The organism is Peribacillus sp. BM1 (assembly GCF_056679975.1).
In genome coordinates this window covers 1,523,450-1,539,688 of sequence record NZ_CM155259.1, presented here as the reverse complement: position 1 = coordinate 1,539,688, position 16,239 = coordinate 1,523,450, and the positions used below count along the sequence as shown (strand labels likewise).

The 16,239-nt window shown below is 38.0% G+C and carries 13 protein-coding genes; 1 reads left to right on the top strand and 12 read right to left on the bottom strand.

What is annotated here, in order from left to right; translation table 11 throughout:
- Nucleotides 1-18: 18 nt before the first annotated feature.
- The 4 genes from AC1MGI_RS07465 to AC1MGI_RS07450 all read right to left on the bottom strand — a co-directional run bounded on the left by AC1MGI_RS07465 (nt 19) and on the right by AC1MGI_RS07450 (nt 5,881).
- The gene (locus AC1MGI_RS07465) at nt 19-816 is read right to left on the bottom strand and encodes an amino acid ABC transporter substrate-binding protein (RefSeq protein ID WP_480349145.1); all 798 of its coding nucleotides are present in this window, start codon (nt 814-816) and stop codon (nt 19-21) included.
- 12 nt (nt 817-828) lie between these two features.
- Nucleotides 829-1,368: a GNAT family N-acetyltransferase gene (locus AC1MGI_RS07460; RefSeq protein ID WP_480349144.1), complete on the bottom strand. Its 540-nt coding sequence runs from the start codon at nt 1,366-1,368 to the stop codon at nt 829-831.
- A gap of 81 nt (nt 1,369-1,449) precedes the next feature.
- Complete coding sequence (locus AC1MGI_RS07455) at nt 1,450-2,775, bottom strand: LLM class flavin-dependent oxidoreductase (protein ID WP_480349143.1); 1,326 nt, start codon at nt 2,773-2,775, stop codon at nt 1,450-1,452.
- Nucleotides 2,776-3,172: 397 nt separating this feature from the next.
- Complete coding sequence (locus AC1MGI_RS07450) at nt 3,173-5,881, bottom strand: GTP-binding protein (protein ID WP_480349142.1); 2,709 nt, start codon at nt 5,879-5,881, stop codon at nt 3,173-3,175.
- An 857-nt stretch (nt 5,882-6,738) separates the two neighbouring features.
- Between AC1MGI_RS07450 and AC1MGI_RS07445 the strand changes: the two genes are divergently transcribed.
- Complete coding sequence (locus tag AC1MGI_RS07445) at nt 6,739-7,668, top strand: aldo/keto reductase (protein ID WP_480349141.1); 930 nt, start codon at nt 6,739-6,741, stop codon at nt 7,666-7,668.
- Nucleotides 7,669-8,374: 706 nt separating this feature from the next.
- Here the strand turns inward: AC1MGI_RS07445 and AC1MGI_RS07440 are convergent.
- The 8 genes from AC1MGI_RS07440 to AC1MGI_RS07405 all read right to left on the bottom strand — a co-directional run bounded on the left by AC1MGI_RS07440 (nt 8,375) and on the right by AC1MGI_RS07405 (nt 16,236).
- A complete protein-coding gene (locus AC1MGI_RS07440; protein ID WP_480349139.1) occupies nt 8,375-9,130 on the bottom strand; it encodes a sugar phosphate isomerase/epimerase family protein in 756 nt (251 codons plus the stop codon).
- A 120-nt stretch (nt 9,131-9,250) separates the two neighbouring features.
- On the bottom strand, nt 9,251-10,306 hold the full coding sequence (locus AC1MGI_RS07435) for a Gfo/Idh/MocA family protein (RefSeq protein WP_480349138.1): 1,056 nt from the start codon (nt 10,304-10,306) through the stop codon (nt 9,251-9,253).
- A 3-nt stretch (nt 10,307-10,309) separates the two neighbouring features.
- Complete coding sequence (locus tag AC1MGI_RS07430) at nt 10,310-11,320, bottom strand: Gfo/Idh/MocA family protein (protein WP_480349137.1); 1,011 nt, start codon at nt 11,318-11,320, stop codon at nt 10,310-10,312.
- Between the two features lie 95 nt (nt 11,321-11,415).
- The gene (locus AC1MGI_RS07425; protein ID WP_480349136.1) at nt 11,416-12,498 is read right to left on the bottom strand and encodes a Gfo/Idh/MocA family protein; all 1,083 of its coding nucleotides are present in this window, start codon (nt 12,496-12,498) and stop codon (nt 11,416-11,418) included.
- Nucleotides 12,499-12,529: 31 nt separating this feature from the next.
- Complete coding sequence (locus tag AC1MGI_RS07420) at nt 12,530-13,594, bottom strand: Gfo/Idh/MocA family protein (RefSeq protein WP_480349135.1); 1,065 nt, start codon at nt 13,592-13,594, stop codon at nt 12,530-12,532.
- Nucleotides 13,595-13,761: 167 nt separating this feature from the next.
- Nucleotides 13,762-14,634, bottom strand: coding sequence for a sugar phosphate isomerase/epimerase family protein (locus AC1MGI_RS07415; RefSeq protein ID WP_480349134.1), 873 nt, complete (start codon nt 14,632-14,634; stop codon nt 13,762-13,764).
- A 391-nt stretch (nt 14,635-15,025) separates the two neighbouring features.
- Complete coding sequence (locus tag AC1MGI_RS07410; protein ID WP_480349133.1) at nt 15,026-16,030, bottom strand: ROK family protein; 1,005 nt, start codon at nt 16,028-16,030, stop codon at nt 15,026-15,028.
- Nucleotides 16,027-16,236: a hypothetical protein gene (locus AC1MGI_RS07405; RefSeq protein WP_480349132.1), complete on the bottom strand. Its 210-nt coding sequence runs from the start codon at nt 16,234-16,236 to the stop codon at nt 16,027-16,029. Before AC1MGI_RS07405 ends, AC1MGI_RS07410 begins: the two co-directional genes overlap by 4 nt.
- Nucleotides 16,237-16,239: the final 3 nt, after the last annotated feature.

The window sequence follows — 16,239 nt, the reverse complement described above, 5'->3', positions numbered from 1 at the left end:
ATAAGACCCCCGCTAGGTTTATTCTTTGGTGATATCTTCGCCAAAATACTTCTCGGACAATGTAGCCAGCGTTCCATCTTCTTTTAATTTTTCAATTTCCTTCGTGAATTCTGCTTGTATTTCCTCCCCCTTTTCTGTTTTAGCAAAAGGATATCCCACACTTTCAAATGCAACGGGATCACCAACTAATTTCAAAGGAAGATCATTTTTTTTAATTTCTGCAAGTAAGATTGGACGCGAATTAATATAACCTTCTACACGATTGTTAATTGCATCTTGCATAGCTCCATCACGTGTTTCATAAGTACGAATTTCAATTTCACCTTTTGTGTCATATCTTTGTAAGTTTGCAAGATTGTTCGAACCTAGTACACCTGAAACTGTTTTTCCTTTTAAATCATCTAATGATTTGATCGCTTCATTTTTTGTGCTTGTTACAATTTGTGCCCCATAATAACTATATGGTTCTGTGAAGTTGAATTTCTGTTGACGTTCCTCCGTCATCGCAACAGCATTTGCTACCGTGTCTAGTTTACCAGAATCTAATTGTCCCATTAAACCACTAAAATCTGTTGTCACCCACTCTACTTTGTATCCAAGGTTCTTAGCGATTAATTCTGTAAGTTCTACGTCAAAACCAGTTAACTTGCCATTATCTTTATACCCATTTGGGAAACTTTGACCGGTTGACCCCACTTTAAGTGTTTTTTCTTGTTTCGCATCCACCTCTGTCGCTTGCTCTTTATCAGAATTTCCACATGCAGCAAGCAACACCACCATAAGTAAAGTCAAAGCAAATAATAATGTCTTTTTCATCGTTTTTCTCCTCTATTTCGTAATTGTTTCATCATGTTTTTCTACCCATGCTTGATATAAATCCGGTTGCAAAATTTTCCGCAAATATATCGTTATATGACCTTTTCCCAAGTCTTTTTGACCAATTTCTACAAACCCATTTTTTTCGTACATTTCCTTAAGCCACGGATGATTATCTGCTGTACCTAGTGTCACCGCCGGAAGTTTCAGCTGTTGCTTTAAAACTTCTTCTTCTAATAATGCCAGTGTTTTCTTTCCTACCCCTTGACGCTTATAATCCGGATTGGTGGCAAACCACCCAATGTGTGGCAATGCAAGTGGACCAGGATTTAATCCCCAAGGAAAGCGAAGCGATATAGTAGAGAGGAACGTTCCATTTTCCTCCAATACATACGCAGTATTTTCTGTTAGATGTTTAACGACTTCCTCTTTCGTTGCTGTTGCTGCCGAGAAATGAATATCCAATTCTCGTATACTCGCATAGGCATCTAGGGTTAAACGTAAAAATTGATCCGCTTCTTCTACTTGTACTTCCCTAAATATTTGGCTCATCGCGGCCTCCTTTACTCCAGTGGCTTGCTCTTTGGATCCATCATTTTCATTGGATTATCCTACAATGGATAATACCGACTATTACTTAGTTATAAACTGATTTTCTGGTTTAACCAAACCAAGATTCCCTCTTAACGTGGTACTCTCATACTGAGTTCTAAAAATACCTTTTGATTGCAATTCAGGAACAACCTGTTCAACAAAATCTGTTAACGAATCTGGCAAAAGTGCTGGCATAATATTAAAACCATCCGCAGCTTCTGACATCACCCAACTTTCAATTTTGTCTGCAATTTGTGTTGGTGTACCAATCGCAATATGGTGTCCACGTGACCCCGCAATCCATTGATAAGTCTGACGTAAAGTTAAATTTTCATTTTTCGCTCGTTTGACTATCAAATCATGTTTACTTCGAATACTGTCCACATTGTCCGGCAATGAAATATCAGCAAAAGGTGTATCCAATGGAACACTTGAAAAGTCCACATTCCCAAAATATCTCCCCAAAATCGCCAAGCCCATTTCCGGAATAATTAATTCTTGCAATGCTTCATACTTTTCTTGTGCTTCTTTCTCCGTCTGTCCCACAATCGGGAACAATCCTGGCATAATACTCATACTGCCTTTTTCTCGTCCTAAAGCAATCATTTGACTTTTCAGCTCACGATAGAACGAAATAGCGTCCGCTTGATTTTCCTGAGCAGTAAATACAATCTCAGCATGTTTGGCGGCGAGTGCTTGTCCATCACCGGAAGATCCAGCTTGTACAATGACCGGATGCACTTGTGGAGATTGAGAAATATTTAAAGGTCCTTTGACGGAGAAAAATTCACCTTTATGATTGATTTCATGAAACTTACTTTCGTCCAAAAACTGGCCTGACTTTTTATCAATACGTAAAGTGTCTTCTTCCCACGAGTCCCACAATTTCTTAGCTACTTCAACAAATTCAGTCGCTCTTTTATAACGAAGACTGTGCTCTAAATGCTCTGATTTATTGAAGTTCTCTGCAGTTGAACTAAGTGAAGTTGTGACTACATTCCAACCTGCACGGCCTGAGCTAATATGATCCAAAGAAGCAAATTTTCGCGCAACATGAAATGGTTCTTCATAGGTGGTCGATGCAGTTGCAACTAAACCAATATTGGAAGTCTCAGCAGCAAGATAAGATAACAATGTCAACGGCTCAAATCTTGACAATATATTCGGATGCGAATCTTTTGCAACCGATAAACTATCTGCTAAAAATAATAAATCAAATAAGCCTTTTTCAGCTGTTTGTGCTAATCCTTTAAAATAATCTACCTTCATTGCCGCATTCGGAATGGCATTTGGGTGTCTCCATGAAGCAACATGATGCCCTGTTCCAGCCAAGAATACGCCAAGTTTTACGGATTTCTTCTTCATATGCAAATAGCTCCTTCATGTACTAACTATATAGTATCCCTATAAATCTTCCTATACTTACTGTTTTACTGTGAATTATCATTATAATAAAACCCACTCCTAATTTGAAGAGGGTTTCCTCTACCTATTATTTGCTTAATTATCTCATCGGTACTTACTTTACCGTCATTAGACACTTTTGTAGCTTTTTTAATATAGAAATATACCTTTAAAGATTAGCATTCTGAATAACAGATTGTCAATTGATAATATTCTAAATAGATAACCTATTCCAAGTAAACAGTTTCCTAGATTCTATTTCTCTACTGAATTTGAAATCAACTAAACGCATTTGAAAAAGTTTTACTTTAATATTTAAGAAAGAGAATGTCCCTTTAGAGACACCCTCTTCTTTATCTTACCTACTCGCTTTTTGCATCCATTCATACTGATGTAGACGGACTTCAAAAAGCGTAATTGGATCACGGTATTGCTCTGGACGTTCACGCATTTTATCAAGTGCCGCTTGGTTTTCTTTAATTTCATATTCTGATTGTTCAACAGCTGCATGGAGATTGCCTTTTGCGCCGCGGAAAAACATCGTAATATCACGATCAAGTGATTTCTCGAACAATTCAAATTGGGAAAGGAATTTTCGAGCAATCATTTCAGCTACATTATCATAATCCATCGTTTCCAGGTATTTTTTGTAACGCGTATACATCCCTGCTTTGTTTTGCCCAATTGAACCAAATAGTTTACCTGCCCCTTTGAGCAACAATTGGGAAGGAGTATGACGAAGTAGGATATTCACATGGTCTATGCGAACTCCACTTGTCATCCGATCTGCATCACGACTCCAATCATCCAGTACTTTAAAGTCACATTGCAAATCCATACGATTATCCCGATACAAGACATTAAATCCTTCTGCCATTTCGTTCAACTCATATTGACATTGGGTGAAATCTTGTTTAGATTCCATAATCCAATGTTGAAGAGAATTATAAAATCTTGGCAGTACTCGGCGATTCATATAATCTTGAATTCGGACATTCATTTCGTCATTCAAAGTGAGATGGATTTGGCTGAAATCACTATCTTCCTTCACTAACTCTGAACTTTCACGGAGAAGTTCAGGAATGGTCACTTTCAAATCATTTTTCACTTCTTCTTTAATCAAGCGATAGTTCTTGGAAATAGTTTGTATTTTTTCTTTTTCCAGATCCTTCAGCTGGTTAATTGCACCGTTCACCTTCACAACCATCTCTTCATTCCAAGCAATGGACTCTACTCGTTCGTTTTCCATTTCAACCCTTTTTTCTAAAAGCGATGTTAATGTTTGGCGAATATAGTATAAAAGAGCATCCGTTCTTAGCTGTTCAATAAATACCCCTGTCTGACTTGCCGCGACGAATTCAGATGCGTCCTGCATTTGTTTGCGGCTATTATATTCAGAAGAATAAGCAACAACATTCGATCTAGGGAAGTCCGCTACAATACGCTCAGCCGTTTCATCGAGTATCCGCCTTGCCTCACTTTCGCTAGAAATCTTATCCATCCGATTCATCACAAAATGAATAGACAGATGGGGAGCCCGTTTCTTTATCTGTAACAACATATCACGCTCATAATCTGTGAATGGCGACACCGCATCCAGGACAAATACCATGCTGTCCGCCGTATGACTGATACTTAGAAATTCGGGGCTCATCACTGTATGTCGATCAATAGGAGGTGTATCAATAAGTGTGAGTGAATGATCTTGTAAAAAAGGTGACGGATAGTTCAGCTCTATGAACGCATTCGGTGAAATATCACGTAAATCTAGCAATGGAATTCGCTCTGTTTCCGTAACCTCAAGGATGTTAGGCTCATCACTATCCCGAACGATTAAATAGGCAGGTGTTTCTTCTTCACTAAGCTCAGCACCAAGTAAGTTGTTAACGAATGAAGATTTCTCTGATTTCTCAGTTCCTGTAATTAATAGATGTTGAGTCTCTAAGTCCTTTAATACTTCAACGAGCCATTTTGTTTTTTCTCCTGGATCAACATCATGCTTATTAGACCATTGAATCACATCTTCATAAAGTGTAGAGCTTGCTTGGAACGATGGTTCACTTACTCGAATCTGTGCTAATCGATTTTCTGCATCCCCTACGACTAGTGGATTCATTTGTTCATTAAAGATTTCATTCCATGACAATACAGCTGCTGAGGCAAACATGACTTGGGATGAATCCGCCAGCTTCAACCAATTGCTTAGAAGCTCAGGGACGATTGGTTGTAGTTCATGAACTAAGAAATGTCCATCTATTAATTCTAAATAGGTATCTTTAAAAGTATTCGCTAAATCATGCCAAGAATGGGTCTCGTCAATTTCATTCATGTAAAAGAATGTATTAATCGAAGTTAGCCATTCGAAATAGACGTCTTGCTTGCGATATTCCTGCCAAAGTGAGGTTACTAGCTTCTCAAATCGTTTCTGATCAGTTAGTGATAACAATTCCAATACTTGATTGAAATACACAGGTAGTAGGTTTTTCGTATACCCAAGGTCTACATATCCTTGAAGAACATCAAACCATTTTAATACACCTGTTCTGAGACTCTCATTAACAACAAGTTCAATTGCACTCTCCCAATCATTTTGACTATCAAAAAATGAACGAGCAAGGTCCGTAACATTCGGATAATCTGGATGAAAGGATACCACGTTTTTAATCGTTCCAGATGCAAGATCAAACCGCTCTTCTTCTATGTAAAGTGTAAACAATTGCAGCGCTACTTCAGCCCTTAAGACCAAGTTCTCTGAAGCAATTGATTTATAGAGTTCTTCAGCTGTAGAATGCATCCCAAGCTCGTAATAGGCATCAGCAACATTCTTCTTCGCCCAAGGCTCAAGTTCTGTCCCAATATTCTCCCATTTAAAGATCGCTGCTTCAAAGTCCTTATAATGAAAATATAATTCTCCTTGTGCATAGCGGATCGTTGACAGTTCAGGAATCTCTTTCTTTTGTTCTTCTAAATACGCCTCTCCCAACAGTTGAATCGGTTCTCCGTCTTTACCATCGTTCACGAATGTCTCATAAAATTTTTTGTGAATTAAAAGAGTTTCCGAAACCATTTTAGTCCCCCGTTACCTCATATTTTATCAATCTCAAATGAGAATTTCTTTATCCCGGATTAACAGGCTGTAATACCCCCACCTCAACTTATGTTTAGAGAATCAAGGGGAAAATAGGTGAGGGATAAACAGCCTGTAAATCCCCGATTGGTTCAACTAACCATCAGTGGGGGATAAACAAAATCCCCACTGATGGAAGTTTCACTTTATAACTACTAACATACTATTTTAACAAAAATTCACGTATGATAAATTTCTTTCTACTTACAATTGTAGAACAATATTAACCATGTGTGTAAAAAACTTAATAATTCATCCATTAATTTGGATTTAAACCCATTTTATTACATAAAAATGCATTTTACGAAGAAAAGAATCCTCCCTAAGCAAGATTACGCTTAAATTCATATCCCCTCTATTTACGGATTTTATAAAAAAACCGAAGCTCAGTGATGCGGCGTGGACGATTATTAGCTGAAACTAAGGCCGAGTAGCGCGCAGACTCCTCCTATTCTAGCATTACGATCCAGAAATCAAATTTGCGCGCCAGTATTGAAAAATACATATCCAATTCACTTTCTCTAACCTATGTCTTGGTCGGAACTGCCATTGGATTATTTCTTAACCAACGTGGTCCTAATTTGAATATGGTCGAGGAACCGAATCATCTTTAAATCTTTTGCAATAGAAACACTCGCTTGGGATTCATTCTTAGGCGAGTGTTTCTTTTATTATTGATGCCATACTCCAAATTCGATCCCTTTTTAAGAATAATCTGAATTGAAGGCATACTATTTTATATATGAACTTACTTTTTGTTATGCTACATGTGAATGAAAAAAGGGAGATGAGTGGAAATGGTGCAACAAGTAAGAATTGGAAAAACAGATTTATATGTAAACCCGATTGGACTTGGGACGAATGCAGTTGGCGGTCACAATATTTACCCTCATTTAAATGAGGAAACAGGGAAAGATGTAATCAGAACTGCTTTTGAAAGCGGGATTAATTTTCTGGATACAGCCTATATCTATGGGCCAAAACGTTCTGAAGAATTGATTGGTGAAGTGATTAAAGAAAGAGGAAATCGTTCAGATATCGTGATCGCTACAAAGGGTGCTCATAAATTTGTCGATGGAAAAGTGGTTTTTGATAATTCCCCCGCGTTTTTAAGAGACGCAGTGGAAAGTAGCTTAGAACGGTTGCAAACGGATTATATTGATTTGTTCTATATTCATTTTCCAGATGAAGCTACACCAAAAGATGAAGCAGTGGGCGCATTAAAAGAGTTAAGAGATCAAGGGAAAATCCGTGCAATTGGCGTTTCTAACTTTTCATTGGAACAATTACTCGAAGCGAATAAAGATGGTTATGTGGATGTATATCAGGGGTGGTATAATCTTTTTAAACGAGAAGCAGAAAAAGACTTACTTCCTTTTACAAAAAAGAATCATATTTCCTTTATTCCTTATTTCCCACTTGCTTCCGGCTTACTTGGTGGAAAATATGATAAAAACACCATTTTTAATGATGGACGAGCCAAAAATCCACTTTTCCAAGGTGACGCATTTATTAGTAATCTTGAAAAAGTCGAACAAGTTCGTGAAATTGCTAACAATAAAGGAGCAGAAGTTGCAGATGTTGTCCTCTCTTGGTATTTACAGCAACCGGCAATTGATGTGTTGATTCCTGGTGCGAAGAAGCCTGAACAAGTAAGTCGGAATCTCAACACTTTACAAGTTGCGCTGACACCAGATGAAATCGAAAGAATCAGTCGAATTTTTTAATAATGATAAAAAGAACGGTTCTCGACTAATGACTTCTTTTCAGAAAGAGATTTTCATAAGTCCTCCTAAATGACACGACTTTCAGCATTTAAAATAATTGATCAAATAACAATCGATCTATGTTTAACGTTGAAAAGATGACTTCAAATCGTTTTGTTGATTCCACTTCATGTAACTCTTGCATACCACACAAGTTTCCTTTCGTATAATAGACTTAGGGAGTCCCCTCCATTCTTATATCATTTCAGTTTCGTTACTAAACATGATAGAGGAATTTTTTGAGGTACTCCTTTTTGGTACATCGAGACTCTCAGGAAGCAAAGGTTTCATATTATGAAATTATTTCATCCTTCTTATTATCTGGACCATACTTTCATTGTACTTCTCATTCTTAATTATTCCTTTCTTTTTCTGCGTTTCTACTGGCTCTATTTACTGGATTGCTGACCTTAAATCCAAAGAATTAATCATCCAAAAAATTCAATTACTTACTAAAAAAACGCTGTTAAGTGGACAAAATCTTAACAACGTTTTATATATCGCGACAAAAGATTTCAATGCAATCCCATTAAAAATAAAAACAGATGCTGCATGAGTTTTTTCGAACTTCTTCCTTTATGAAATTTAAGTGTGCGTTTCTCATCTTGTCACAACTATTTCGTAATGCTTTTAACGTAGTAATCTTTTATTCCATTTATTACCAATATCATTTTAAAAGTTGAGTTAAATGATCAATATTCAACTTTGCGCTCACCATCGGATCACCATCAAATTGCTCTTGTTCAACAACAAACCAATTTACGCCATACTCATTGCCTACTTGGAGTAAACCGTCAATATCAAGTGTTCCCGATCCTATTTCACTACTTCGTTTATTACCATTCTCCTCTTCCATATCTTTAATATGAAGAGAAACAACACGATTTCCATATTTCTTAATTATATCTCTTGGATCATAGCCAGCATACGTGGCCCAATAACAGTCTAATTCAACTTTCACAAGGGTGGGGTCCGTATTTCCAAATAACAGATCAAATCCTGTGATACCATCATAAGTGTCAAATTCAAAATTATGATTATGGTAAGCAAACGTCAACCCATTATCCTTACATATTTGACCTATTTTATTAAACTGCTCAGCCGTTCTCTGGTAATCATCGCTCGTGTTTCTTGATTCCTCTGGTAGAAATGGACAAATAATCAGATCATTACCTATGTCAAGATTATAAGAAATGGTTTCTTGGATCTTGTCACCTATCAATACATCCAGTCCTACATGACTCCCTGCTGTACTAATCCTTTCTTCATTCAATACCCTTTTCAAATCCTTTGCAGGTGTTTTAAAAAAGCCCGCAAATTGAATTCCCTCATACCCCATATCGGCAACTCGACTAACTGTACCTAAAAAGTCTTCTCCTGCCGCTTCACGAACTGAATATAACTGAAGTCCAATTTTCCCCATCGCCATTCTCCTCTGTAAAAATTTTTAGTCATTACAAATCCCCCAAAATACTAGTCACTTGGTGGCCCTGATTAATTGCGTGGCATAGTTTGAGAATCAATTTTAATTATTATTGGTTAGTTAAACTGTCCTAGATAGCTTAATTGCCTTTCCTTTTTCGGCAGATTCATATAAACTATTGATAATTTTTTGCAGCGCTACCCCTTGTTTTGCATTACTTATCGGTTGATTTCCAGTTAAACAACAATTCACAAAACGTTCCATCTGAATTCCGTGTGCATCCATTTTGGGAAGATATGCTGGAGTAATATCGATAAGTGTATTATGTTTTTCCTGATAAATTTTCAATGGGAACACATCTGCACCACCTTTATCTCCCATCAAGGATACGGACATTTCTTCACGTTGTTCGATATTTGCAGCAAATGCTGTTTCTAGGATAATTGATGCACCATTTTTAAAGGTAATCATTCCACGTACCATATCCTCTACAGAAAAGTTCTCCCAATCCCATTCGCCTGAGAGGCCTACACCTTTTTTGTCCCCAAGCTTTTGATATGCCACACCAAATACAGTATCTGGCTCTGGATATCCCATTAAGTACAACGCAGTATCTAACATATGAACACCTATATCGATAAGTGGTCCCCCACCTTGTAATTCCTTGTTGGTAAAAACACCCCAACCGGGAATGCCACGCCTGCGGATCGCATGAACACGAGCAGCATAAATACCACCCAATTCATCCGCATCAATAAACCTTTTTAACGCTTCAACTTCTGGTGTATGACGATAATGCAGACCATATGTTAATATTTTTCCTGCCTGTTGTGCCGTTGCAGCCATTTTCTCCGCTTCTTCAACTGTCATTGCAGGTGGCTTCTCACAAATAACATGACACCCTGCTTTTAGTGCAGCTATTGTCGCTTCTGCATGGAATTTATTCGGTGTACAGACACTTATTGCATCAAGCTCCACAGTATTTAACATTTCGTCATAGCTCGTAAAGACATTATCAATGCCGAATTTGCTCGCCAGCTGTTCTGCGTTCTCTCTTACGACATCAGCAACAGCTACTATTTTCACTTTATCAACGTGCTTCAGATAATTAGGTATGTGTGCAGCTCTTGCAATACCACCTGCTCCGATAATTCCAACTCGAAGGACATTGTTCATTTTTCATTCCCCCGTAATTTCTTTTATTTCAATTCGACGACTCTCTTGATCAGACAATGCAGCGGCTTCATTGATTAGAGTCAAATGAATTACATCTTCTTTTGTAATCGTGGGTACCGTTCCATCTTTAATGAACGCTACCCATTGTTCAAGCGGCATTGACAAAGACGATTCGATTTCGTCTAGATGTGTCCATTCTCCATCTCCTAGCTGACTACTTTTCAAACGAATGTCTTCATCTTCAATGAGCAGTGTTCCTTCTGTCCCATACAGTTCTAACTGAAACGGACTTCCATTTGATAAGAAACTAGTCTCAATAACACCAAGCGCACCAGATTCATACTCTACTAAAACAACAGCGTTATCATCCACTCCGAGCTTTTTTGTTTGCTGTAATCGTGCGTGTAGAGCCTGTACGGGTCCAGCTAAACGGTTCGTCAAATAAATCGGATGTGCCCCTAGGTCAATCAATGAACCTCCACCACTTTGTTCTTTATCAAAAAATCGTACAGGCAACCACCCCTGTGTTCTCCCATCCGCTACAACCGCTCCATTATGAGCAAGTCGACAACGAATCATCGTCAATCGACCAAGCCAGCCTTTGTCCACTACCTTTTTGGCATATAAATAATAATCTCTCGTTAGCCTAGGTAAAGAAACCATTAGCTTAACTCCTTGTGCCTCGACTGCATCAAAAATTTCCTCACAGTCTTTGACAGAAAGCGCCAATACCTTTTCAGTGAAAATATGTTTTTTATTGTTTGCTGCAGCAAGAATGATTTCCTTATGCAGATTAGTAGGTGTATTGACAACGATCGCATCTATAGATGGATTGGCTAGAACGGATTGGAGATCTGGTTCAAACGGTACGCCAAGCTCCTCCGCCCACTTTCTACCACGCTCCATATCTTCATCCCATACAACTTGGACAGATAGATGTTCATTTTCCCTGATCTCTCTTTCATAATCATTAGCATGTACATGCCATCTACTTAATAAAGCAACATGAATCATTTTTGTTCCTCCTTAACAAACTCGAAATAAAACCCAAATTAATTCATACGGAAAATGCTTCTGCCTTCTGTACGTTAAGAACCTCTACTAGCATTTCACTCAAAATAAACGGCTTTGCCCGTTTTGGCAGATTCATAGATGGCTTCTAAAATTTGTGTAACGACTAAGGCTTCTTCCGGTTTCACGATCGGTTCTGTGTTATGAATAATGCTTTCAATCCAAAGTCTCGCTTCTAGATCAGCATCACTTTCTTCCTTCCCATCATAAAAGGCAACACCACCAGCACCTAACTCCACATTGGTTGTATACAGTTTACTAAAATTCTCACCATTAATACGCAAGCCGTCTTTCATATCAGCTCCGCCTTCCGTACCACTAAGCGAACATTTTGCTTCATCCACATCAAGCGTATTCAAAGCCCAACTTGCCTCTAAGACAATGGTTGCTCCATTTTCCATCGTAATAAACCCAAACGCAGAATCTTCAACCGTGAACTTTTCTGGATCCCAAGGGCCCCATACATTTGCAGCGTCCTTCTTTTGCCCTAATTTATGATAAACCGTTCCCATCACAGATTTCGGTTTATAATTGTCCATCATCCATAATGTTAAATCAAGAGCATGTGTCCCAATATCAATTAACGGGCCGCCACCTTGTTTCTCTTCATCTAAGAATACGCCCCAAGTTGGTACTGCTCGGCGGCGAATGGCATGTGCTTTTGCGTAATACACTTCACCTAGGTCACCCTGTTTACAAACTTTGTGTAAATGTTGGCTGTCTGGTCTAAAGCGATTGTTATATCCGATCGTTAGCTTTTTACCGGTACGTTCTGCCGTTTCAACCATTAACTTAGCTTCTTCAGTCGTTTTTGCCATCGGCTTCTCACACATAACATGCTTGCCAGCTTCCATAGCCGCAATTGATATTTCCGCATGAGAAATATTTGGTGTCAGGACATGGACCACGTCAATGGATTCGTCTTTCAATAATTGTTGATAATTCTTATACACCGCTGCTTCAAGTGTTCCATACTTCTTTGCAGCTTTCTCTGCCTTTGTTATGTCAGTATCACAAAATGCAACCATTTCTACTTGTTCAAGCTTCTTAAGACTCGGTAAGTGTTTTCCATTCGCAATTCCTCCACACCCAATAATCGCTACCTTTAACTTTTGAGACATTTTATTTTCCTCCCCCTTATTTTAGCTACCGTTAATCGAAATAGATTTCCATACCTTTTTCACTAGATTCATAAATCCCAGCCAATATTTTCATAATTTCTACGCCATCTTGAACGGGGCTGATTGTTTCCATTTCACCCTTTACACAAGATACAAAATGATCAATTTCATTTTGGAATCCCTTATTAAAATCAAATGATAATGAATCAATTTGTGGTGTAACATTTAAAATAGTATTATTTTTTTCCGTTACAAGTTGAAGCCTAGGTTCAATTTCTGCACCACCTTTGTCACCGAACATGCTAACCGCGATTAACTCTTCCTTCACATGAAGCGTAAAACTGACATCAACCATTAAAGATGCACCATTTTCAAATCGAATGATTGCATTGGCTAGATCTTCTACTGTATTTTTATCTGGATCATAGTCTGCTGCTTTATAGAAGGTTTTATTTTCAACATTTGAACGATTTCCCAGTTTATTGTATGTGTTTCCGCTAATTGATTTAACTTTTGGTTTACCCATTAAATACCAGCATAAATCTAAAACATGAACACCTAGATCGATCAACGGACCTCCACCTGAGCGTTCTTTATCAGCAAACCAGCCACCAGGGTTACCCAAAGCCCTAATGCAAGATGCTTTTGCATAATAGATTTCACCAAGGTCACCTGAATCAATGAATTTTTTTAACACTTGAGTATTGGTGCCAAAACGGCGAACGAAGCCAACTTGAAGGGTTTTTCCATCACTTTCTTGAACTGCTTCCTCTATTTCAAGCGCTTCCTCTACTGTTTTACATAGTGGTTTTTCTACTAATACATGTTTACCAGCTTGTAATGCAGCAATTGATATTTCCGCATGGGAGTTATTCCATGTACAAATACTTACAGCATCAATTTCAGGATCAATTAATAAATCCTGATATTTTTTATAATACTTTTCAGCACCATACTTATCTGCTTTTTCTCGTGCTCTTTGTTCGTTAATATCACAAACGGCATAGATTTCAACATCCTTATTATTTTTGTAGGATTCAAAATGCATGTCTGATATAGAACCTGCTCCAATTACACCAACTTTTATTTTCCCCATTTTCTTATCCTCTTTTCTCTTTTTAAACTTCTTTCCGAATTCCGTTGACAATTGCTATATTTAACAATTCAAGCACCCGACTCTTGAGCAATGCAACAAATTATCATAGAGGGTTTTCAAATCAAAATTGAAAATGCCTATCAAAAATGTAACTAACCTGATACTAATTAAGCCTCTTTCCAAAAGCGTCTTAGATTATCCATTCCAATTTTACATGCTTCCTTGCATTCTTCCATTCCTTCAAATTCCAATGTAATATTACCATCGTAACCAAATTCCTTAATAAGTTTAACAATTTCTCTTATTGCTATATCACCTTGTCCAACAATTGCCCCCCTTAGGAAATTACCATTTGACGTCTTAAACCATTTTCCTGCACCAGGATCTTCATAAAAAGGACGAAAATAAAAATCTTTAAAGTGAACAAGTGATGCATATGGCAGATTCTTCTTAACACCTACAATAGAGTTTTCATCAACACACATAAAGTTCCCTATATCCAATGTTGTTTTAAAGTTAGGCCTATCAACTGCATGGAGCACGCGTTGGACGCGATCACTGTGTTGAACAGCAACACCGTGATTTTCTATCGTTGTTGTAATCCCGAATTGTGCTGCATAGTCAGCAATGCGACGGCTCCCTTCAATGATTTGTGGTAGACTGTTTTCAAAGTATTCAATTGTCATTTTCTCACGCGGGAGTGTAAACGCTGTTACATCGTGACGCATATGTCTAATATCCATTCGTTTTAAAAGATCAACATGTTCTTTCAATCGTACAACTTCCGCTTCAAATTCTTCTTCTGTTTCTTGGACAAAATTTGCTGGAATCGAATAGTTTGATAGTTCAATCCCCACTTCTTTTGCTTTATTACGCACTTTATCTGCTAGTTCTAAATTATCTACTAAACTAAAACCATAAGGAACAATTTCCATATGCTCTCCACCATTGTCGGCAATCCATTGCACAACATCTAGTACATCCATTTCTCCAGCTTCAATGGCATCTAGCAAACTATACGTGCTTAATCCTACTTTCATCTCATATCCCCCTTACACCTTTGTATTCGTACCAGAAATACTATCTGGGTTTTCATACATGATGGATGTAATCTTGATGACTGTCATTCGATTCAATTACATTTTATGTTTAACTAGTCAACTCTGCCCTTAGACTATTTCTATTGATAATGACTCGTATGGATATTTCCCAAAAGGGCCATACGAGTCATCTTTTTAATGATCATGAGAGCTCAATTAGCATGGTATTTAAATACCAGCAAACTGTTATTTTTCTATTAGAGATAAATCGAGAAAAGACTTACTAATATTTAAATCCACCTACTCAAGTAGGTGGATTTAGACATTATTGTTGACGACTTAAAGTCGTAAAACTAAAACTCAAGTCTTCTCCATTGATTAACGATACAGATTATATTTTATATGCGGATTGAAGGTGCACTCTTGTTCCTATTTCGTCATATTCCCACAATTGAAGAGCAGCACCTATCATACCCCCTAAGTTTCCTTTGTAGGCAGCGAAGATATCAACTCCTTCTACTAATGATGACATGGCTCGTTTTTTCATTTCCGCTTTTATTCCATCAATAAGTGGAGCTCCTGCTTCCGCTACCCCTCCGCCAATAATAATTGCTTCTGGATTAAATATATGAACGAGTGATGCAATCGCTGATCCTAGTGCTGCAATTGCTTGATTCATAACAAGTGCTGCTGTAGGATCACCCTTTATCCAATCTGCAATGATTTTTTTTGCTTCGATTTGAGTAGTTCCTATTCCTTGTTTCATAAGAAGTTCTTGCATTCTCCACGCAATACCCGTACCTGACGCATATTGTTCAAGGCAGCCGATACTCCCGCAATGGCAAGGAACGCCGTTAAAATCGACTGTCATATGACCAATTTCAGCGGCACCTCCCCAAGCACCGTGAATGATTTTTCCATCTATGAGAATAGCTCCGCCAACTCCTGTTCCGAGTGTTAAACAGATGACATTTCTTTTATTTTGTGCAGCTCCTAAATATTTTTCAGTTAGGGCCAAGCAATTCACATCATTATCGACAATCACCGAGGCAGTAAATTCATGCTCCAATTCATCCTTTAACTTAGTTCCAGTATAGCCAGGAATTAATGAATTAGCATAGCGGATACTCCCTTTGTGCCAATCGATTTGACCAGCACTGCCAATTCCAATTCCCTTTAATGAAGTACCATCAAATGAATAGTGGTATTCATTCAAAAGCTTAGAAGTTAATGTTTTCACTTGGTTCAGAACCTCTCCTTGCTGAGCAAGGGTCGGCAAATGATGCTGTAAAAGGATCTGACCATTTCGATCGATTATTCCAGCGTTTATCTTTGTTCCTCCAATATCAACACCGATGGCAAAATCTGATGAGGAAATGAATTCGATTGGAGTCATATTTGCTTACCTAAAAGGGAGTCATCATTGCCACGGACCGCTTCTATAAATTTGGCCATCAGTAGTTGTTGCCTTGTGATGACACGCCCAACTGTACCAGCCACTTCTATCACTATTTTCTTCACCGTATCACCAACATATAAGGGTTCTTCCTGAAGCACGTGGCAAGTAACGGTCAGTATTTTTTCAGAAAATTGCGAATTCATCTC

Coding starts and splice junctions, on each gene's coding strand:
- AC1MGI_RS07465 (WP_480349145.1), bottom strand. CDS start 816: ATGAAAAAGACATTATTATTTGCTTTGACTTTACTTATGGTGGTGTTG.
- AC1MGI_RS07440 (WP_480349139.1), bottom strand. CDS start 9,130: ATGGGGAAAATTGGACTTCAGTTATATTCAGTTCGTGAAGCGGCAGGA.
- AC1MGI_RS07455 (WP_480349143.1), bottom strand. CDS start 2,775: ATGAAGAAGAAATCCGTAAAACTTGGCGTATTCTTGGCTGGAACAGGG.
- AC1MGI_RS07435 (WP_480349138.1), bottom strand. CDS start 10,306: ATGAACAATGTCCTTCGAGTTGGAATTATCGGAGCAGGTGGTATTGCA.
- AC1MGI_RS07405 (WP_480349132.1), bottom strand. CDS start 16,236: ATGAATTCGCAATTTTCTGAAAAAATACTGACCGTTACTTGCCACGTG.
- AC1MGI_RS07420 (WP_480349135.1), bottom strand. CDS start 13,594: ATGGGGAAAATAAAAGTTGGTGTAATTGGAGCAGGTTCTATATCAGAC.
- AC1MGI_RS07445 (WP_480349141.1), top strand. CDS start 6,739: ATGGTGCAACAAGTAAGAATTGGAAAAACAGATTTATATGTAAACCCG.
- AC1MGI_RS07410 (WP_480349133.1), bottom strand. CDS start 16,030: ATGACTCCAATCGAATTCATTTCCTCATCAGATTTTGCCATCGGTGTT.
- AC1MGI_RS07425 (WP_480349136.1), bottom strand. CDS start 12,498: ATGTCTCAAAAGTTAAAGGTAGCGATTATTGGGTGTGGAGGAATTGCG.
- AC1MGI_RS07415 (WP_480349134.1), bottom strand. CDS start 14,634: ATGAAAGTAGGATTAAGCACGTATAGTTTGCTAGATGCCATTGAAGCT.
- AC1MGI_RS07450 (WP_480349142.1), bottom strand. CDS start 5,881: ATGGTTTCGGAAACTCTTTTAATTCACAAAAAATTTTATGAGACATTC.
- AC1MGI_RS07430 (WP_480349137.1), bottom strand. CDS start 11,320: ATGATTCATGTTGCTTTATTAAGTAGATGGCATGTACATGCTAATGAT.
- AC1MGI_RS07460 (WP_480349144.1), bottom strand. CDS start 1,368: ATGAGCCAAATATTTAGGGAAGTACAAGTAGAAGAAGCGGATCAATTT.